The organism is Homoserinimonas sp. A520 (genome assembly GCF_054489245.1).
Genome location: NZ_JBTMWX010000001.1, coordinates 154,174 through 173,937 on the forward strand (window position 1 = coordinate 154,174; position 19,764 = coordinate 173,937).

Here is a 19,764-nt window from a genome sequence, read left to right on the forward strand (position 1 = left end):
ACCGGGGACGAGTCCTCGGTGGAGCGTCCGTCGCTAGAGTTGGGTCATGGCCCAGGCGTCGGAGAGTCCTCAGAGCAGCAGCGTTGAGGAACACCTGAACCGCATCCTCGGTTTCGTGAAACCGCTCTCCCCCGTGGCGACGCCGCTCGCCTCGGCCCTCGGGCGCACCCTGGCTGCCAATGTCGTTGCCCACGTTGACGTGCCGGGGTTCGACAACTCCGCGATGGACGGGTACGCCGTCCGGCGCTCCGACGTTCTCGAGATCCGCGAAGGGGCTGCCCTCCAGCTGCGGGTGGTCGGCGATGTTCCGGCCGGGTCCGGCTCCAACCCCCGGCTGCTGCCGGGCGAGGCCGTGAGGATCATGACCGGCGCACCCCTCCCCGCCGACGCCGACGCCGTCGTCCCGGTGGAGCACACCGATGCAGGCACCAACACCGTACTGATCTCGCACACCCCGGAACCGGCAGCCCACATTCGCCGGGCCGGCACCGACATCCGCCGTGGGGAGCTGGTGCTGCCGGCCGGGCGAGTGCTCCGCGCCACCGACCTTGCCGCGGCGGCCGCAGCCGGCGTCGCCGAACTGGTCGTGCACCCGGCGCCTCGCGTCGGGGTGCTCTCGACCGGAGACGAGCTGAAAGCGCCAGGGGCGGCCCTGGCCAGGGGCGAGATCCACGACTCCAACTCGCTGCTGCTCGCGGCAGCAGTCATCGAGGCCGGCGGTATCCCGGTGCAGCTCGGTGCGGTCTCCGACGACAACGAGCTGCTGCACCAGACCTTCGCACGCCACGCGTCGGAGGTTGACGCGTTCGTCACCTCCGGCGGGGTGAGCGTCGGCGCCTACGACGTGGTCAAGGCGGTACTCGCCCCGCTCGGCGTCTGGTTCGGACCGGTGCGGATGCAGCCGGGCAAGCCCCAGGGCGTTGGCACCTGGCTGGATGGCACCCCGATCTTCACGCTGCCGGGCAACCCGGTGAGCGTCTTCGTCTCGTTCGAGGCGTTCATCCGGCCCGCGCTGCTCGCCCTCCAGGGTCGCATTGACGTTCACCGCCCGCTCACCATGGCGGTCGTGAGCAGCGGCTGGAAGAGCCCGCAGGGTCGCGCCCAGTACATGCCGGCGGTGGCGAGCAGGTCCGCCGACGGGCTGCAGGTGCGACCGGCGAGCAGCGGGGGCTCCGGCTCCTACCTGGTCACGAGCCTGGCGCACGCCAACGCCCTGGCGGTCATCGCCGAGGACCAGGCCGAGGTGGTCGAAGGCGAAACCGTCGACGTTCTGCTTTTCGGCGAGATTCCATTCGAGGCGCCACCAGCATCCGCACCGTGGGGAGAATCATGACTGACCAGCCATTCACGCACCTGAACTCGGCCGGCGAAGCGCGCATGGTCGACGTGACCGCCAAGACGCCAACCGTTCGCGAGGCGACCGCCGTCGGCTTCGTGCGGTGCAGCGAGCAGGTCGTCGCCACCTTGCGGTCGGGGACCGCCCCCAAGGGCGACGTTCTGGCCGTCGCCAGGATCGCGGGCATCCAGGGCGCCAAACGCACGGCCGAACTCCTTCCGCTCGCCCACGTGATCGGCGTGCACGGCGCGGTGGTCGACCTTGCCGTACAGGATGACGGGGTGCGGGTCGAGGCTACCGTGCGCACCGCCGATCGCACCGGCGTGGAGATGGAGGCGATGACCGCGGTCTCGGTCGCCGCCCTCGCCATCGTCGACATGGTCAAGGGCATCGACCGCACGGTGGAGATCAGCAGCGTGAAAATCGTCGCCAAATCCGGCGGCCGGTCAGGCGACTGGCGCCGACCGGAATAACCTGCCGCCGTAGTGCCCGTTCCGGAGAGATGTGCCCCGCGAAACAGGCACTATCCTCCGGAACGGGCACTATCAATGCGGGCTAGTCGGTGACGCGGACGATTCCGGATGCCCCGCGCTCGGCGTCCGCCATCGCGTGCGTGACGAAGGGGTAGTGACCTGCCTCCGGGAAGACCAGCTCGACGAACCCGCCCCGCGCCGGGTGCAGCCCGAGCGTCTGCGACCCGCCGGTTCCGGTGCTGCCGCCGTTCCTCAGCCGGTAGTCGCCCTCGCTGTAGACGGTGTCGAACTGCCCGCCGATGACGTGGAATGAGCTCGCCAGGTTGGGCCCGGCATCCAGCACCCACAGCCGCACCCGCTCGCCGACCTTCGCCACCAGCGGGTCGTGCTGGTACTGGTTCGCGTACCCGTTGAAGACGACCAGGTCAGGCGTTTTCGCCATCACTTTGGCGGCATCCGCCGGCTCTCCCTGCGGGCCCAGGTAGTACTCGGACTGCACCACCAGGTATTCGCGGTCGACGTTATCCAACCCCGGTGGGTCGATGATCACGGCGCCGAACATCCCGTTGGCGACGTGCACCGACATGGGCATTGTCGAGCAGTGGTAGAGCCAGATGCCGGACCGGTTCGCGGTGAAACTGAAGCTGAGGCTCTCGCCAGGATCGATGGTTCGCATCGGCTGGTCGGGGGCCAGCGACCCGGCGTGGAAGTCGATCGAGTGGCCGATCCCGCCATCGTTCACCAGGGTCACGTTGAACCGGTCGCCGACCTTGCCGCGCAGGGTCGGCCCCGGGGCTGTGCCGTTGAAAGTCCACAGCGTCTGCGTGACGCCGGGCGACACCTCCACGTCGACGTCCTCAGCCGAGAGTGTCACGTCATGGACGGTGGCGGATGCCGCCGGCGGCAGAACGGCATCCCGCGCTTTGAACCCTGGCTCGGGTTCTGCCATCAAGTCGAGGTCTTCAGCGGCTGAGGGCTCATCCGAGTCACCGTGGTCGTGTGCAGACGGAGGCACATCATCGCCCGCGGTGCTGCCGGTCACGATGACGGTCAGCACCATGCCCATCAGGCGGTGGCCGGCGATCGAGCACCAGCCGTCCAGGTTGCCGGCGATCACGCCAGCATCCACAGTGACCGCCTCTCCGGCCGGTACACGACCCGAGGTCGTACCGTTCTGAAGCACGAGGTCGTGCACCTGGTCGTCGACGTTCGCCAGCTCGATCACCAGGCGGTCGCCGGCCGGCACTTCGATGACATCCGGTGTGAAGCGCATGTCCTTCATGGACACTTCGACGGTGGTGGTGTCACCGGTCGGTTCCACGACGGCTGAACTTACCGCCGTCGACAGACCCGCGGACGCCGGGTCCAGTGCCACGCCCACCGTTGTCGCCAGGATGAGGGTGCTCACCGTCATCAGCACGGCCCCGCTGTGCCGCTTCGGTGCCGCCTTCGTTCCGGCCGCGTTCTTGCGAGCGGCGGCATCCGCTGGAATGGTCGGACCGCCCCTCGACTTCCTGCCCGCCAGCACCGAGCGCACCGCGAACACCAGGAACGACAGCAGCACGGTGTACACGACGAACGAGATGACAACCTTGACCAGGCTCGGCACCGGCAGCAGGTAGACGGCGATACCGGCATTGATGACGAGCACCCGGAAGAGCGCACCGCGGTCGAGTTCGGCCGCCGACGCCCTGGCCGCGAACGGCCCACCACCGAGAACGACCGGCAGCAGGTAGCTGAGCGCTCCCAACACGATCTGGGCGGCGAATCCGACGGCGAACGGCGCCACCAGCCAGTCGAGGCCGTCGACCGCTGCCTCCCAGCCGTCCGCGAACAGCACGATCACGCCGAGGGCCATCGTGCACACCAGCAACCAGCCGGCCGCCGCCGCGATGCTCCAACCGGCGTAGGTGGTTGCCGGCGCAGCACGCCAGGAGCGGATGCCCTCGGCAACCACCAGTCCGAAGCCGGCCAGGTAGCTGAGCACCGCGGCGGCGACCACCAGCGGTACGCCCATCAGGCTGCCGGCGATGAAGACCACCACCCCGACAAGGAGAAGCGGCAGGGCGCGCCTCGCCGAAGCATCCGTCGTCTCGCTCACCCGGGTGTGCAGCACGGTCGGCCATAACAGGATGACCGTGCCGATGACAGTCAACCCGACCCAGCCGAGGAGGTTGGCGCCCAGGTGGGCGACCACGAAACGCTCATGGAGTTCGGGCGGGAGCGACGCGCGAGCCAGGATGACACCGAGCGTCACCCCGGCGGCCAGGCTGAGGCTGGCGAACACGTAGTAGCGAACCAGCGGGGCGAAGCGGGCAGGCAGCCCACCGCGCCCCTGCACGAGAAGGCTTCCGGCATGCACCAGGGCGTTCAGGCCGATCAGGATGCCGCCGGCGAGAACCACAGGCCAGGCATCCGCCACGATTCCCGCGACCACGGCAGCCGCACCGACCGTGTGGGCGGCCAGCCGCACGCCGTGGAAGGCGCGGCCGCCCCAGGCGGTGCGCCTCAGCAGGGTGTCGGCGAAATGCTGGCTCCAGACCAGGATGGCCGTGCTGACGGCGCCGAGCAGCAGCAGGTGCAGCATCAGCCAGCCGCCTGCCGGAACGAACCGGTGGACGATCACGACCACCGCGGCGGCAACCAGCCACAGCGCGATCAGCGAGTTCATCGCCAGGTACCAGGTGCGACGGTTCACGGTGCACCCTCGCGTTCGGCCCTGGGCGCTGCCTTGGGCGCTCCGGCGATTGCGGATGCTACCGCGAGCACCACGAAGAGCAGCACGGCTACGACGTTCAGCGCCCCGCCCCACTGCACCACTTCGGCAATACCGCGACCGTCCCCGACGAGCACGCGAATGGCAAGCGACACGTGCAGCAGCCCGACCGGCAGGTAGAGGAACCACCGGTACGGCAGCGGGCGGCGGATGACCGCGGGCAGGATCACCGGGGCGTGCGCCATGATCATCGACATCACGAAGCCGAGGAAGACCGAGTGCAGCACGGCATCGTAGGCGGCGCCGGAGGTCACCGGCCCCCCGACCAGCCAGATGCCTCCCGCTACCAGCAGCCAGGCGTAACCGAGGAGCAGGCACACCGCCATGTAGCGGGCAAGCCCGGTGGAGCGCACCAGCCGCGTTGCGACGTCGTGACGGAACAACCAGACGACCAGGGCCAACATGGCGACACCGAACAACGGGTAACCGACCGAGGGCCAGAGCGGCGCGGCGAGCGCTGTCACCGCCATGGCGATGCCGCAGGCGAACGCGGAACGCTCCACCTGCGCGTTCACGGTCGGCGAGACGCGAGCCAGTTCGAGGCGTTCACCGACGATGGTGAGAACCAGGAACGCGGTCATCGACGGTGTGAGCAGTGGGATGACGACGCCGGAAAGCCACAAAATGGCGGATGCCAATCCGGCCACTGCGCCGAGCGACTGGATGGCGATGGCCATGCTCGGCTGGCGCGCCCAGACCACCCGGTAGACGGCAAGCAGCGCAACGAACCCGACCACGAAACCGGCCTGCCCGACGGCCAGCGGCAGTGGCGAGAGCAGCGTGAGACCGCCGAAGCCGAGCGCTGCCGGTGCGAAGAAGCCCCACCAGCGGCGGGCGGCGACAGCCCGTTCGAGCACCACCAGGGTTCCGATGAAGGCGAACACCATCAGCGGTGCATGGATCAGCGGAAGACGCTCGGTGGTGAAGGGGGCCGGCAGGCCGAGAAGCAGCAGCGCGGCATCCAGCCCGCCGATGAGGGCGACCCCGCCCGGGATCAGGAAAAGAAGCCGACGGGCGACAAGAGTCCGTTCGGGCGCACGTGTACTGCCAGGGCGACCGGTCGGTCGCAGAACCGAACTCACGGTCCCATGCTAGCCGCAGCTGAAACTGCTCTCGCGGTTATCCCGTATGCTGTGGGAGGTCGAAAAGCGCGCGAGCGCACGACTGCCAGGAGAATTCGCCTAGTGGCCTATGGCGCACGCTTGGAAAGCGTGTTGGGTGCAAGCCCTCGGGGGTTCGAATCCCCCATTCTCCGCCAAGAACCAGCGTGTTGGGTGCAAGCACAGCGCCCACAGCCCGAGTTCATATCCCCACTCCGCTATCTTCTCCGCTATCTGCGAGCCTGTTTGTCATCCGCGCGGCGCCTTGTTCCCCTCGCGGTCAACAAACCGAGGCGCCGTCGGCTGGGCGCTCAGATTGCGATGCCGAGCACCAGTTCCGTTGGCGTGCTCGACGGCAACTCCCGGAAGCCGAGCCGGTCGTAGAATGCACGCGCCGACCGGTTGGCCGGGTCCATGCCCAGGTGAAGACCGCGGATGCCGCGCTCGCGCAGTGCGGAAAGCAGGGTGCGCAACAACTCACGCCCCAACCCCTGCCCCTGCAACTCAGGCAGCAGGTCGATGTGCAGGTGGGCCGGAAAGTCGTCGACCTCAGGGATGAGCATCCGCTCGGGGCGGTAGCCCAGGTCGACGATGGCGTCCTCCGGCGTCAGCGGCGGGCTGACGTGCTCGAATCGGGACAGCCGCGGCAGCCACTGAAGGCGGTACCACTCGACGAACGCCCTGGTATCCGAAGTGGCGAGCACGTACCCGGACACCCGCTGGCCGGTGTCGACGACTAACGCCAGCTCCGGCTCGAACTCCAGGTACGGCCCGGCGAAGATATCCGGCATGAGGTCGTCGTCCGTGTAGTTGCCGGTGGCGTCGTTCCCGGCATCCGCCGTCCTTCGGCACACCTCGTAGACATCCGTCCGGTCGGTCGGGCGATAGCTGCGGATCATGCTCACGGAAGTTCAGCGACGCTTCAAGGTGCCGAAGATCCCTCTGACCACAGCGCCAACGATCGACCTACCCTCGCGCGATCCGAGAAAGTCGGTCAACGGGTTGTCCGGCGCCCGAGTGGACGTGCGGCGATTCGGCGCCGGTTGCGGTCGGTTCGCCCGCTGCTGCTTCTCGAATTCCCGCTGCATGCGGTCATACTCCGCCTGCGCCCTGGCCGCATCCTTAGCCTGTGACTCCGCTTGGGCGCGGGCGGCCGCAGCGTTCATCTTCGCCGCCAACATCTCGTGGGCGGACTCGCGGTCGACGACCGTACCGTACTTCGGCAGCAACGGGGACGCCTTCACCGTCGCATCGACCACGGCGTCCTCACTCGGCGACATAGAGCCCTGTGGCGCTCGCAGGCGCGTCCAGGCAACCGGGGTCGGCGCGCCCTTCTCGTTCATGACCGTGACGATCGCCTCGCCGGTTCCGAGCTGGGTGAGCACTTCCTCCAGGTCGTAGCCGGAGTGCGGATAGGTCGACACCGTCGCCCGCAATGCCTTCGCGGCATCCGGAGTGTGCGCACGAAGCTGGTGCTGGATGCGTGAGCCCAGCTGTTCGAGCACCTCCCCCGGCACATCCTTCGGCGTCTGCGTGACGAAGACGATGCCGACACCCTTGGAACGGATGAGCCGCACCGTCTGGGTGATCGAGTCGACGAACTCCTTCGAGGCACCGTTGAACAGCAAGTGTGCCTCATCGAAGAAGAACACCAGCTTGGGCTTGTCGAGGTCGCCCACCTCTGGCAGGTCATTGAACAGGTCGGCGAGCAGCCACATCAGGAAGGTGGAGAATAACGCAGGCTTGTCCTGCACGCTCGGCACCTCGAGCAGGCTGATCACGCCCTTGCCGTCCACGGTGGAGCGGATGAAGTCGGCCGTGTCGATCTCCGGCTCGCCGAAGAAGACATCCGCCCCCTGATCGCCGAAGGTGATCAGCTCCCGCAGGATCACCCCGACCGTCGCCGACGACAGGCCGCCCAGGTTCTTCAACTCGACCTTGCCATCATCCGTTGTCAGGTACTGCAGCACCGAGCGCAGGTCGGCCAGATCGACCAATGGATAGCCGGCGTTCGTGGCGTAATGGAAGACCAGCCCGAGCGAGGACTCCTGCGTGGCGTTCAGGCCGAGCACTTTGGAGAGCAGCAGGGGACCGAAGCCGGAAATGGTCGCCCGGATCGGCACCCCGTGGCCGAGACCACCCAGGCTGAAATACTCGGTGGGGAAGGATGCCGGCACCCAGTCCTGTCCGATGCCCTCCGTTCGCCTCAGCAGCTTCTCGCTCGACGGACCGGGTGTGGCGACCCCGGTCAGGTCTCCCTTGATATCGGCGGCGAACACCGGCACACCCTGCGTCGACAGTTGCTCCAGCATCACCTGCAGGGTACGGGTCTTGCCGGTGCCGGTCGCACCGGCCACCAGGCCGTGGCGGTTGAGCATGGCGATCGGGATGCGCACCGGCACGTCGGCGAGCGCCTCACCATTGACCAGTGCCCCCACTTCGATGGCGTGGCCCTCGATGGCGTAGCCGGCCCGGATGGCGTTCACTGCTGTCGCATCGAGCGGGCCGGAGTCGGCTTCCGCCGGTTCTTCCTTCCCGGGCTCGGCTGCGGCCTGTTCGGCCTGCGCCTGGGCTTTCACTAACGCCGCCTCCGCGTCCGCCAGAGCCTTCTTCGCTGCCTCAACCTGTGCCGCTGCATCCGTCATAGCGAAAGCCTATGTCCAGCCCGTTACCGCGCGCGAGGCGTTTTCGGTCAGGTGCCTGCACAGCGGCGGACTCGCCGTGCCGAGAACGGCTCGCGGCCATACGACCCGTCGCTAGCGATCGGCTGCCAGGCGATCTTCCATGCCCCACTGCTGGCCGTAACCGCCCTGCGACTCCGGTCTGGCCATGAGCTCGAGGAATGCGGTGGCGTCGAACGCCTCCGGGCCGAGTACGCCGTGCCCGGTCCAGGCCCCGGAGGAGAGCAGCTCGAGCGCGATGACCGGGTTCAGCGCCGTCTGCCAGACGACGCACTGCGACTCGTACTCCGCCATCGTCCACTCGTTGTCGCTCACGTGGTACAGGTATACCTCCCGCGGATGCCCGTCGACTCCAGTCCCGGTGACCCACACTCCGGCACAGGTCCTGCCGGTCATCCGTGGCCCGATCGTGGCCGGGTCGGGCAAACCGGCCGCGACGACGTCACGCGGTGAAACCATGACGGGACCATCGGCCGAGCGCACCTGCACCGGCTCGGTCTTGTCGAGCCCCAGCTGGTTCAGGGTCTTCAGTATCCCGATGAAGTGGTCCCCGAGTCCGTACTTGAAGGTGACCCGTTTCGCGTCCAGCCACCGCGGCATCAAGAGCACCTCTTCGTGCTCGACGTTGACGCACTCGACCGGGCCGATCCCCTCCGGGAACTCGAAGATCTCCGGCTCGCTGAACGGCGGAGTCGTGTACCAGCCGCGGTGCTTCTCCCACACCACCGGAGGGTTGAGGCACTCCTCGATGGTGGTCCAGATGCTGAAGGATGGCGCGAAGATCTCATTGCCCGCCTCATCGCGAACGACCAGGTTCGCCCCGTCGCGGGTGCCGAGCTCATCGATATCGCTGAACAGGTGGTCGGCGGCGTAGCGGGCGAAGACGTCACTCAGGCCGGGCTCGACCCCCATCCCGACCAGGGCCAGGCGACCGGCCTTCTCCCAGTCCGGGGCCTGGGCGAACTGGTCGTCGCCGAGCTTGATGCCGGTCTCCTCGTGGGGGTTGGTCGGGTGCGGCTCAGACAGGCTCATTGCCATGTCGAGGTAGTCCGCGCCTGCGGCGAGGGCGCCGGCGAAGATGGTCGGCACGAATTTCGGCTCGACCGCGTTCATGACGTGCGTGACGCCGTGGTCCCTGACCAGCGCCGCCACATTGTCGGGGTCGGATGCGTCCAGGCGGGCGGCGATGAAACGCTCGCCCCGGTCGGGATGCTTCTGCTCGATCCAGGCGATCGTGGCCTCCGCCCGAGCCAGGTCGTAGTCGCTTACCACCATGAGATCGAAGAAGTCTCGTCGTGCGGCAATCTTGGCGATCGCGTTGCCGACGCCGCCGGCACCGACCAGGAGGATTCTCATGTCGGCCACGCTATCGGCTCCGGTCGGACTGGTCGAGGCCTGCTGCTACCGCCGCCTGGGTCGCTCCCGATCCAGGCGATAGGCGAACGGTGCCCACACGATCACGGCGATCCCGGCGCCGATCAGCGCACCGGCAGCGGTGTCGCTAACCCAATGGGCCCCGAGGTAGGTGCGACTGAGCGCCATCAGCACGACGTACCCGATGCCGACGAACCAGACCCACCAGCGGTTCACGATGATCGCGACCACGACCGCCAGGGTCGCCGCGTTGGCGACGTGCCCGGACGGGAACGAACCGGCATCCGTCGCCACCAGAAGCTCTTCAGGGCGCGGCCGGTCGAGCACCGCCTTCAGCAACTGAACCAGTCCAACACTGAGCACGGCCGCGATCGCGTAGTACGCCGCCCCCCAGAACCGGCGAGCCAGGCACAGCACCACCACGATGCCGAGCGGCACCACGAGAATGCCGACCGGGCCGCCACCCAGCCAGTCCATCACGCGGGCCGGTACGTCAAGCCAGATAGAGCGCTCGTCGAGCACCTCTTCCATCCAGCCGGTGTCGAATTCGAATGGCAGGTTGCCGGCGCGCTGCGCGATCAGCACGCCGAGCGCTGCGGCAAGAACGACGGCCACAATTCCGCTCACCAGCGGCCAGCGGCGGGACACTTTCCGGGAGTCGCGCAGGTTCATCCGCTCCACGTTAGTCGCCGGTTTCCGGCTGGAACGGATTCATTTGGTAACGTTTCCAAGAAATCACGGCAACTCGCGAAAAAGGTGACATGACGAAGGACAGCATCACCTCGTCTCCCGGCGGCGTTCGCGGTGGCCAGCGAGCGACCATGCGCGATGTCGCCCGGCGGGCCGGAGTCGGCCTCTCCACGGTCTCGCGTGTCGTCAACGGCGACGGCAGCGTGAGCCCGAAACGCACGCAGGCGGTCGAAGCCGCCATCATCGAGCTCGGCTTCCGTCGCAACGACTTCGCCCGGCACCTTCGAATGGGCGCCGCAGCCAGCATCGGCCTCCTCATCGAGAGCGTCGCCGACCCGTTCTTCTCCCTGCTCACCCAGGCGGTGGAGGAGGTGGTTCTCGGGCGCGACTCCCTGCTGCTGTCCGCGTCGTCGCACCAGGACGCCGAGCGGGCGAAGAAACTGGTCCTCGCATTCAGTTCACGGCGGGTGGACGGCCTGATCATCACACCGTCCGACTCGCAGGATGTCAGCTACCTGCGCACGGAACTGGCCGCCGGCGTTCAGATGGTGTTCGTCGACCGCCCGGTGCCCGGCATCGACGCGGACACCGTGCTCACCGACAACGTTGGCGGTGCTCGCACCGGGGTCGAGCACCTCATCGCGCACGGCCACCGGCGGATCGGTTTCTTCAGCGACCGGGCGAGCCTGTACACGACCGTCCATCGGCGGGGAGGCTACGCCCAGGCGCTCGAGCACGCCGGCATCCCGCTCGACCCGTCCCTGGTGCACTCGAGCGAGGACGGCCTCTACGACTTCACCGCGCCCCTCGCCACAATGCTCGCCCTGCCTAATCCGCCGACCGCCTTGTTCTGCAGCAACAACCGGTCGACCGTGGGGATCCTCCGCGAGCTGGCCAAGCTGCCGCAGCGGCCCGCCCTGGTGGGCTTCGACGACTTCGAATTGGCGGATGCCATGACACCGGGCATCACGGTTGTCGCCCAGGACGCATTGGCCATGGGCCGCACGGCGGCCGAACTTCTCTTCGCTCGGCTCGATGGCGCCACCGGGCCGACGCAGACAATCAGCCTCGGCACCACGCTGATCCCGCGCGGGTCCGGCGAGACGCATCCCTGACGAAGTCACAGTCCCGCATCTTTTTGGCCCCCATCCGAGTGACAAACTTGTTATGGGAACGTTTCCATTGTTGAATGGCAGAACCTGGTTCGTTCGTGGACCCGGCACACAGCAATCCAACGGAGGAATTGCCCATGCGAAAGTCATTGTCAATAATCGCTGGAGCTGCCGCACTCGGCCTCGCTCTGGCCGGATGCGCGGGCGATAGCGGCTCGCCGGATCCCGAGAATGCCGACCAGGTCGAGGTCTTCACCTGGTGGGCCTCCGGTTCTGAGAAGGTCGGTCTCGACGCCCTGGTCGAAGTCTTCGGGGAGCAAAACTCGGACGTGGAGTTCATCAACGCATCCGTCGCCGGTGGTGCCGGCTCGAATGCCAAGGCAGCACTCGCATCACGCCTCGAGGCTAACGACCCGCCGGACACGTTCCAGGCGCACGCCGGAGCCGAACTCACCGACTACATCAATGCCGGCCAGCTGCAGGACCTCAGCTCGTTCTACGACGAGCAGGGACTGACCGACGTCTTCCCGGAGAGCCTCATCGAGCGCTTGACGGTCGACGGTGCGATCTACTCTGTGCCCAGCAATATCCACCGCGCCAACGTGGTCTGGGTGAACACTGCGGTGCTTGAGGAGGCCGGACTCGATCCGAGTGAGGCACCAGCCGACATGGATGCCTGGATCGATGACCTGCAGACCCTCAAGGACGCCGGCGTGGAGTCGCCGCTCTCGCTCGGAACCGAGTGGACCCAGATGCAGCTGCTCGAAAACGTCCTGCTCGCCGACCTCGGCGCCGAAGGTTACTCCGGCCTCTGGACCGGCGACACCGCCTGGGACAGTGACGGCGTCAAGACGGCTGTCGAGCACTACGGGGAGCTGCTGAACTTCGTGAACAGCGACTATGCCGGGCTCGAGTGGGATGCGGCGACGCAAATCCTGATCGACGGGAACGCCGGTTACAACCTGATGGGCGACTGGGCTGAGGCCGCGTTCGCCCAGGCCGGAATGACCTACGACCAGGAGTACACGACCTGGCCGACACCCGGCACGGATGGCGTCTTCGACTTCCTGGCGGACTCGTTCACGCTGACAGTGGGCGCACCGCACGAGGAGGCCACCAAGGCCTGGCTGACCACCATCAGCTCGGCTGACGGGCAGAAGGCGTTCAACTTGGCCAAGGGTTCCATCCCGGCTCGCACCGATGCTGACGCCGGCGATTACCCGGCGTACCAGCAGACCGCGATCCAGTCGTTCGCTGAGGACACCGTGGTGAGCTCGCTCGCCCACGGAGCGGCCGCCAGCATCTCCTGGTCTGGTGATATCTCGTCCGCGGTGGGCAAGTTCGCCACCGACAAGGATGCGAATTCACTGGTCAGCGCGCTGGTCGCAGCGGCAGAAAAGGCCCTCGGCTAAGCAGTACCGAAGGTAGACAATGGTGGGTGGGAGTGCCGGTTGCTCCCACCCATCATTACGCGGGCGAGCACCGTCAGCCAGACACGAGGAAGTGAGTAAGCGTGCGTAAGGGAATCCGCAACTGGGGGCCGCCGCTCCTCCTCGTCTCGCCGACGATCATCATTCTCGGCGTGTTCGTCTACGGTCTGATCGGCGCCAACATCTCGGTGTCGATGAGCGACCGCCACAGCCTGCAGCCGGCCGAGAACTTCGTCGGCATCGAGAACTACATCCGGCTGTTGACCGAGGACCGCTTCCTCCACTCCCTGTACAACCTGGGCATCTTCACCGTCTTCTTCATCGCCGGCACCATGGTCTTCGGCTTCCTCTGGGCCTGGATGCTCGACAAGGGGGTGAGCGCGGAGGGCGTGTTCCGCTCCGTCTACCTGTTCCCGATGGCGATCTCCTTCGTCGCATCCGGTGTCGTCTGGCGCTGGCTGCTGAACAGCGCAGAGGGCGACCGGGCATCCGGCCTCAACCGCATCTTCGAAAGCCTGGGGCTCGGGTTCCTGCAGAACCCCTGGTGGAGCGACCCGACCTGGGGCATGGCTGCGATCGCCCTTCCGGCGATCTGGCAGCTCTCCGGCTACGTCATGGCCCTCTTCCTCTCCGGCTTCCGCGGGATTCCGGAAGAGTTGCGCGAGGCCGCGCGCATGGACGGCGCCTCAGAGTGGAAGCTGTACCGGCACGTGATCTTCCCGCAGCTGAGCCCGGTGGCACTGTCGGCCCTCATCATCGTCGGCCACATGTCGCTCAAGGTCTTCGACCTGATCATGGCGATCACCAAGGCCATCTACCAGACCGAGGTTCCGGCCACCTACCTGTGGATCGCGCTGACCGCCAACGACTACGCGAAGTCGGCGACGATCGCCACCATCCTGCTGCTGCTCGTCGCGGTGCTCATCGTGCCGTACCTGATCTACACCGCGCGCGCGGAGAAGGCGAACCGATGACGATCACGACGGGAATCGAGAAGAAGCCGACGGTCGCCGCGCCGCCCGCCGGCACCCGGGCGCGGTTCCGGCTGGGTCGCACCGGCAAGTACGTGCTGCTGGTGCTGTTCCTCGTGGTGGTGCTGATGCCGGTCTACGTGCTGGTCGTGACCAGCCTGAAGCCGCCACAGGATGTCAACCCGGCCACCTCCTGGGGCCTGCCGGTTCGCTGGCCGTGGGAATCCGTCGCCGAGGGCGGGCCGACCGGCTTCGACAACTGGACCATCGCCTGGGACGCCCTGGGGCCGGCCATCGGCCGAACATTCGCGCTGGCGATCCCCGCCGCGCTGATCTCATCGTTCCTCGGCGCCATGAACGGGTTCGTGCTGTCACGCTGGCGGTTCCCGCGTGCGGACTGGGTCTTCACCTTCATCCTGTTCGGGATGTTCATCCCCTACCAGGCGATCATGACGCCGCTCGTGCAGATGAAGACCTCGCTCGGCCTTCCGAGCGGCATCAGCACCCTTCTGCTGGTGCACATCATCTACGGCCTGCCTATCTGCACGCTGATCTTCCGCAACTACTACGTCGGTATCCCGATCGAGCTGATGGAGGCCTCCCGCGTGGATGGTGCAGGCATGCTCCGTACTTTCCGCAGCGTCGTGCTGCCACTGTCGCTGCCCGGTTTCGTGGTGACCATCATCTGGCAGTTCACCTCAGCCTGGAACGACTTCCTGTTCGCGCTGTTCCTCTCGAACCAGCGCGAGGGCCCGGTGTCACTCGCCCTGAACAACCTGGCCCAGGGTGCGCAGCTCGCCAACTACGGTGCGGCAATGGCCGGCGCGCTGCTGGCCTCGCTGCCGACTCTGGTGGTCTACATCGTGCTCGGCAAGTACTTCATCGGCGGGCTGATGAGCGGGTCGGTGAAGAGTTAGGCCGCTCGGCTCAGCGCCGTGCGCCGGCGCCACGCTCTCGCAAGAGTGACCACGGTCGCCGCGGCACCAAGAGCCACCGGGACCAGCAGATTCGCCCCGGCGAGCACGACCAGCCCGGCAACCAGCACGACGGAGATCACCGCCAGCCACCAGCCGACCGTCCAGCGTTCGAGCAGCCGCACAGCGGCGATCATCCCGAGCACGTAGATCGCGATCATGCAGCTGGTGTGCACGAGGATGAACGGCGTCAGATTCAGCCCGAACGCGACCAGCGCACCAAGGTAGATCGCCACCACGCCCGCCACCACGGCCAGGCTGCGCCTCGGGATGCCCCCCGATTCTGCGCCGGCCGCCATCCAGTGGGGCAGGTCCCCGTCGCGCCCGAGCGACGCACCGAGCTTCGCGAAGGCACCGAGGTAGAGGTTCAGCACGCCGAGGGCGACCACGGCGGCGATCACGGCCACGGCGACGGGTCCGACCCCGGGGGCTGCGGATGCCACGAGGTCGAGCAGCGGGACGGCGCTGTCGCCGGCCGCATCACCGAGCACGCCAACGGTGACCACTTGCAGGGCGAGGTAGGCCACGCCGACCGCGGCGATCGCGATCGCTGTCGCCAGCGGGATGGTGCGGCGCGGGTTCTTGAACTCTCCGGCGATGTGGGTGACCGCCTCCCAGCCGGCGAACGCCCAGACGAAGAGGCTGATCGCGGCGCCGACGCCCGCGAAGCCGTGCGGCAGGAATGGCTCGAAGTTCTCTGCCCGTGACTCAGGGGCGGCAACCAACACGACACCGACGACGATGACGACGAGAGCGCCGGTGAGCGCCAACTGCACCCAGCCGGCCATCCTGAGGCCATAGAAGTTGGAGACGAACGGCGGGACGAAGATCAGCGCCGCCACCAGTACGACGACCCAGAGCGGCCCGCCGAAGACATCCACGATGTAGGACGCGCCCAGCACGGCGACCACCGGCGCGCCGACCGCGACGCCGAAGAAGAACCAGTACCCGGCCATCCGTGCTGCCGTCTTACCGAGGGCCAGGCGAACGAACGTGGCAACGCCCCCGGCATCCGGATACCGCGCTGCCAGTGCCGCGAATGTGCCGGCGAGCGGGATCGAGAGCAGCAGCACGGCGGCGACGGCGAGAATGGATGCCGGACCGGCCGCGGTGACCGCGAGTGCCGGCAACACCAGGATGCCCGTTCCCAGCACCGACGCGATGTACAGGGCAGAACCCTGCAGCAGGCCGACGGTTCCCGCATCGTGCGCAGGGACTTCGACCGCGGTATCGGTGGTGAGGGCTTGCAACATGGCTCCATGGTCTCAATGGCAGGAATTCGGCGTCAATCGAAAAACGGTCAAACGACCGTGACAATGCGCCAATCACCCACTGCCATGGTGATGGTGACCACTGACATCCTCACACCCTTAGAGTCATCTGGTGACCACCAAGCGAGACCGTGCTGCCGGAGCAGGTACCCAAGTCTTCACGGAGGTCAGCATCAACTTCGGTTCGGCCCTGGCCGGCGTGCTCATCCCCCTGGTCGGGGTCGTCGCCATCGTCACAGCACGGCAGCTCATGACAGCCCTCTTCGTGCTGCCGTTCTACCGGCCGAATCTGCGCAAACTGTCGCTGAAGGTGCTGTGGCCGGCCATCGCCCTCGGCGTCGTGCTGGCCATCATGAACTTCACCTTCTACGAATCGGTCGGGCGTCTCGGACTTGGCATCGCGGCCACCATCGAGTTCCTGGGCCCACTCACCCTCGCGCTGGCAGCGTCCCGCCGGCTGCTCGACATCGCCTGCGCTATCGCGGCGGGCGCCGGGGTGGTGCTCCTGACCGGCATGGAAGGCGAACTCGACCTGCTGGGCGTGGTCTTCGCGCTTATTGCCGCGGCATCCTGGGCCGCCTACATCCTGCTCACCCGTCGCGTCGCCATGCAGCTCCCCGGGCTGGAAGGGCTCTCCATCGCCACCGTTGTTGCGTTGGCGATCCTGCTGCCGATCGCACTGTTCGTCGTCGATTGGTCGACGTTCAGCTGGTTCGCGATCGGCCTGCTGCTGGCGGGCGGCATCCTCTCGTCTGCGCTCCCCTACAGCCTCGACACCTTCATCCTGCGCCGCATCACGCCCCGCCTCTATGCGATCATCACCAGTTGCAGCCCGGCGATCGCGGCTCTCTTCGGAGTGCTCATCCTGCGCGAATCGCTTGGCCTGCTGCAGGTCCTCGGCATCGTCGCGGTGTGCGCTGCAGCCGGAGTCGCCATCGCCACCCAACGGGACCGGCCAACCAGCGAGCTGGAAGCATCCGCGCACACCATCACCTGAGCGCGTCGCCCCTCCCAACTACCCACCCGGTCGGATAGTGGGTTACGCGCGCGGGAGCGCCGCGAGCAGGTCGCCCAGCAGGTCGTCGACGCCCTCGATGCCGACCGACAAGCGCACCAGGTTGTCCGGCACCTCGAGCGCCGTCCCGCGCACCGACGCGTGGGTCATCTCGTACGGATAGCTGATCAGCGACTCCACCCCGCCCAGCGACTCAGCCAGGTGGAAGAGCTCAGTGGATTCCGTGAAGGTGCGCGCAGCATCCGCCCCGCCCTTCAGCCCGACGGAGATCATGCCGCCGAATCCGCGCATCTGGCGAGCGGCGAGTTCGTGGCCCGGATGTTCGGGCAAGCCGGGGTAGTAGACGCGCTCGACTGCCGGATGCCCGACCAGGGCTTCGGCGATCTTCTGGGCGTTGGCGCTGTGGCGTTCGACGCGCACTGCGAGAGTCTTGATCCCGCGGGTGGTGAGCCAGGCATCCATCGGACCTGACACCGGCCCCACGGCGAACTGCAGGAAGCCGACCTTCTCGGCCAGCTCGTCGTCGTTGAGGATGACCGCACCGCCGAGCACGTCGGAGTGCCCGCCCAGGTACTTGGTGGTCGAGTGGGTGACCACGTCGGCGCCGAGCGCGAGCGGGTTCTGCAGGTACGGAGAGGCGAAGGTGTTGTCGACGACGACCAGCACGCCGGCTGCGTGCCCGATCTCGGCGAGTGCAGCGATGTCGCTGATCTTCATCATCGGATTGCTCGGCGTCTCGACCCAGAGCACTTTCGTCGCCGGAGTGATGGCGGCGCGCACGGCATCCAGGTCGGTCATGTCGACGGTGTCGAGCCCGATCCCCCACGGCACGAACACTTTGTTGACCAGCCGGTGGGTGCCTCCGTAGACGTCGTTGCCCATGACGACGTGGTCGCCTGGCGCAAGCGAAGCACGTAGCAGGATGTCTTCACCGGCGAGCCCCGAAGAGAAGCTGTAGCCGTGCTTGCCGCCCTCGAGCGACGCGAGCTGGGTCTCCAGCGAGCTGCGGGTCGGGTTGGTGCCGCGGGAGTACTCGTTGCCGTTCCGCAGCTTGCCGACCCCGTCCTGCACGAAGGTGGACGTCTGGTAGATCGGCTGGATGACTGCGCCGGTCGACGCATCCGGTGTCAGCCCGGCGGTGATGGCGCGCGTGCTGAAGTCGAGGTTCTGGTTCATGGTTCGTCCGTTTCTGGGAGGCTCCGCGGTCAGCGGGAGAGGAACGCGAGCAGGTCGCGATGGGTGAGGATGCCGAGCGGCTTGCCGTCGCGGGCCACCATGACGGTGTCGACCTCGGAGAAGGCGTCGCGCAGGTCATCGACTGACTGGCCGGTTCCGACCAGGCGAATGGCGTCGTCCATGACGGGTGCGACCGGGTCGCCGGGTCGCACTCGTCCGGAGGCAATCGCGTTGCTCAGCGACTCCTCGCTCACCGATCCCAGCACCTCTCCCATGACGACGGGGGGCTCGGCCGAGGTCACCGGCACCCGCGCCAGGCCGGATGCCGCCATCAGCTTCCCGGCATCGCGCACCGTCGTCTCCGGGCGAACGTGCACGAAGTCCCGAGCCGTTGCGGTGACAACCTCGGCGACGCTGGTGCCGGTCGCCGTGTTCGAGAAGCCGTGCGAAGCCATCCACTTGTCGCTGAAGACCTTGTTCAGGTAGCCGCGTCCGCCGTCCGGAAGCAGGATGACCATGACGGCGTCGGCCGGAAGGTCGCGGGCGACCTTGAGGGCGGATGCGACGGCCATCCCACTGGATCCGCCCACCAGCAGTCCCTCCTCCCTGGCCAGCCGCAGGGTGAGGTCGAACGATTCTGCATCGGATGCTGCGACGATCTGGTCGACCACCGAGGGGTCGTAGGCGGTCGGCCAGAAGTCTTCGCCCACACCTTCGACGAGGTATGGCCGCCCGGAGCCGCCGGAGTAGACGGAGCCTTCGGGGTCTGCGCCGATGACCTGCACCGCGCCATCCGACACCTCTTTCAGGTAGCGGCCGGTTCCGCTGATGGTGCCGCCGGTTCCGACGCCCGCCACGAAGTGGGTGATCTTCCCGTCGGTGTCTCGCCAGATCTCCGGCCCGGTGGTCTCGTAGTGGCTGAGCGGCCCGTTCTGGTTGGCGTACTGGTTCGGCTTGAAGGCTCCTGGAATCTCGCGGGCCAGCCGGTCGGAGACGCTGTAGTACGACTCCGGGCTCTCCGGAGCGACGGCCGTCGGCGTGACGACGATCTCGGCCCCGTACGCGGTGAGGGTGTTGCGCTTCTCCTCGCCGACCTTGTCCGGCAGCACGAAGACGCAGCGGTAGCCGCGCTGCTGGGCCACCAGGGCGAGCCCGATGCCGGTGTTGCCGGAGGTCGGCTCCACGATGGTGCCGCCGGGCTTCAGCTCGCCGGATGCTTCGGCAGCGTCGATGATGCGCGTGGCGATGCGGTCTTTCGACGAGCCGCCGGGGTTCAGGTACTCGACCTTGACCAGCACGGTCGCGGCAATGCCATCGGTCACGCTGTTCAATTTGACGAGAGGGGTGTTGCCGACCAGGTCGAGGATGGTGTTTGCAAACTTCAT

Annotated in this window: 16 protein-coding genes and 1 tRNA gene; 8 read left to right on the top strand and 9 right to left on the bottom strand. The window is 67.2% G+C overall.

All coding sequences use genetic code 11. The annotated features are described in order from the left end of the window. Window positions 1-46: 46 nt before the first annotated feature. Window positions 47-1,333, top strand: a complete 1,287-nt coding sequence (locus tag ACX3PH_RS00775; protein ID WP_459088372.1) for a molybdopterin molybdotransferase MoeA — start codon at window positions 47-49, stop codon at window positions 1,331-1,333. Further along, window positions 1,330-1,809, top strand: coding sequence for a cyclic pyranopterin monophosphate synthase MoaC (gene moaC, locus ACX3PH_RS00780; protein WP_459088374.1), 480 nt, complete (start codon window positions 1,330-1,332; stop codon window positions 1,807-1,809). Before ACX3PH_RS00775 ends, moaC begins: the two co-directional genes overlap by 4 nt. An 82-nt stretch (window positions 1,810-1,891) precedes the next feature. Here moaC and ACX3PH_RS00785 read toward each other — a convergent pair whose 3' ends face one another. Both ACX3PH_RS00785 and ACX3PH_RS00790 read right to left on the bottom strand, forming a co-directional pair. Beyond that, window positions 1,892-4,507, bottom strand: a complete 2,616-nt coding sequence (locus ACX3PH_RS00785) for a multicopper oxidase domain-containing protein (protein ID WP_459088376.1) — start codon at window positions 4,505-4,507, stop codon at window positions 1,892-1,894. Further along, the gene (locus ACX3PH_RS00790; RefSeq protein WP_459088378.1) at window positions 4,504-5,667 is read right to left on the bottom strand and encodes a hypothetical protein; all 1,164 of its coding nucleotides are present in this window, start codon (window positions 5,665-5,667) and stop codon (window positions 4,504-4,506) included. The genes ACX3PH_RS00785 and ACX3PH_RS00790 overlap by 4 nt, the downstream gene beginning before the upstream one ends. Before the next feature lie 88 nt (window positions 5,668-5,755). Between ACX3PH_RS00790 and ACX3PH_RS00795 the strand changes: the two genes are divergently transcribed. After that, window positions 5,756-5,843: transfer RNA gene (locus ACX3PH_RS00795), tRNA-Ser, on the top strand. A gap of 153 nt (window positions 5,844-5,996) precedes the next feature. Here the strand turns inward: ACX3PH_RS00795 and ACX3PH_RS00800 are convergent. The 4 genes from ACX3PH_RS00800 to ACX3PH_RS00815 all read right to left on the bottom strand — a co-directional run bounded on the left by ACX3PH_RS00800 (window position 5,997) and on the right by ACX3PH_RS00815 (window position 10,412). Next, window positions 5,997-6,584: a GNAT family N-acetyltransferase gene (locus ACX3PH_RS00800; RefSeq protein WP_459089810.1), complete on the bottom strand. Its 588-nt coding sequence runs from the start codon at window positions 6,582-6,584 to the stop codon at window positions 5,997-5,999. Window positions 6,585-6,596: 12 nt separating this feature from the next. Next, a complete protein-coding gene (locus ACX3PH_RS00805) occupies window positions 6,597-8,330 on the bottom strand; it encodes a helicase HerA-like domain-containing protein (protein WP_459088380.1) in 1,734 nt (577 codons plus the stop codon). A 111-nt stretch (window positions 8,331-8,441) separates the two neighbouring features. Further along, window positions 8,442-9,722 carry a saccharopine dehydrogenase family protein gene (locus ACX3PH_RS00810; protein ID WP_459088382.1) on the bottom strand — a complete coding sequence of 427 codons (1,281 nt, stop codon included), beginning with the start codon at window positions 9,720-9,722 and terminating at the stop codon, window positions 8,442-8,444. A 45-nt stretch (window positions 9,723-9,767) separates the two neighbouring features. Next, a complete protein-coding gene (locus tag ACX3PH_RS00815) occupies window positions 9,768-10,412 on the bottom strand; it encodes a phosphatase PAP2 family protein (RefSeq protein WP_459088384.1) in 645 nt (214 codons plus the stop codon). 89 nt (window positions 10,413-10,501) lie between these two features. Between ACX3PH_RS00815 and ACX3PH_RS00820 the strand changes: the two genes are divergently transcribed. From ACX3PH_RS00820 to ACX3PH_RS00835, 4 genes are all read left to right on the top strand, one after another. Continuing rightward, window positions 10,502-11,545, top strand: a complete 1,044-nt coding sequence (locus tag ACX3PH_RS00820) for a LacI family DNA-binding transcriptional regulator (RefSeq protein ID WP_459088386.1) — start codon at window positions 10,502-10,504, stop codon at window positions 11,543-11,545. Between the two features lie 134 nt (window positions 11,546-11,679). Continuing rightward, window positions 11,680-12,954, top strand: a complete 1,275-nt coding sequence (locus tag ACX3PH_RS00825) for an ABC transporter substrate-binding protein (protein WP_459088388.1) — start codon at window positions 11,680-11,682, stop codon at window positions 12,952-12,954. Window positions 12,955-13,055: 101 nt separating this feature from the next. Next, window positions 13,056-13,946, top strand: coding sequence for a carbohydrate ABC transporter permease (locus ACX3PH_RS00830; protein ID WP_459088390.1), 891 nt, complete (start codon window positions 13,056-13,058; stop codon window positions 13,944-13,946). Next, on the top strand, window positions 13,943-14,860 hold the full coding sequence (locus tag ACX3PH_RS00835; protein ID WP_459088392.1) for a carbohydrate ABC transporter permease: 918 nt from the start codon (window positions 13,943-13,945) through the stop codon (window positions 14,858-14,860). Before ACX3PH_RS00830 ends, ACX3PH_RS00835 begins: the two co-directional genes overlap by 4 nt. Here the strand turns inward: ACX3PH_RS00835 and ACX3PH_RS00840 are convergent. Continuing rightward, window positions 14,857-16,170, bottom strand: coding sequence for an APC family permease (locus ACX3PH_RS00840; RefSeq protein WP_459088394.1), 1,314 nt, complete (start codon window positions 16,168-16,170; stop codon window positions 14,857-14,859). The genes ACX3PH_RS00835 and ACX3PH_RS00840 overlap by 4 nt on opposite strands. A gap of 130 nt (window positions 16,171-16,300) precedes the next feature. Between ACX3PH_RS00840 and ACX3PH_RS00845 the strand changes: the two genes are divergently transcribed. Further along, window positions 16,301-17,185, top strand: a complete 885-nt coding sequence (locus tag ACX3PH_RS00845) for an EamA family transporter (RefSeq protein ID WP_459088396.1) — start codon at window positions 16,301-16,303, stop codon at window positions 17,183-17,185. A 42-nt stretch (window positions 17,186-17,227) separates the two neighbouring features. On the opposite strand, the gene ACX3PH_RS00850 is transcribed toward ACX3PH_RS00845, so the two are convergent. Then, a complete protein-coding gene (locus ACX3PH_RS00850) occupies window positions 17,228-18,379 on the bottom strand; it encodes a cystathionine gamma-synthase (protein WP_459088398.1) in 1,152 nt (383 codons plus the stop codon). 29 nt (window positions 18,380-18,408) lie between these two features. Next, window positions 18,409-19,764, bottom strand: a complete 1,356-nt coding sequence (locus ACX3PH_RS00855; protein ID WP_459088400.1) for a cystathionine beta-synthase — start codon at window positions 19,762-19,764, stop codon at window positions 18,409-18,411.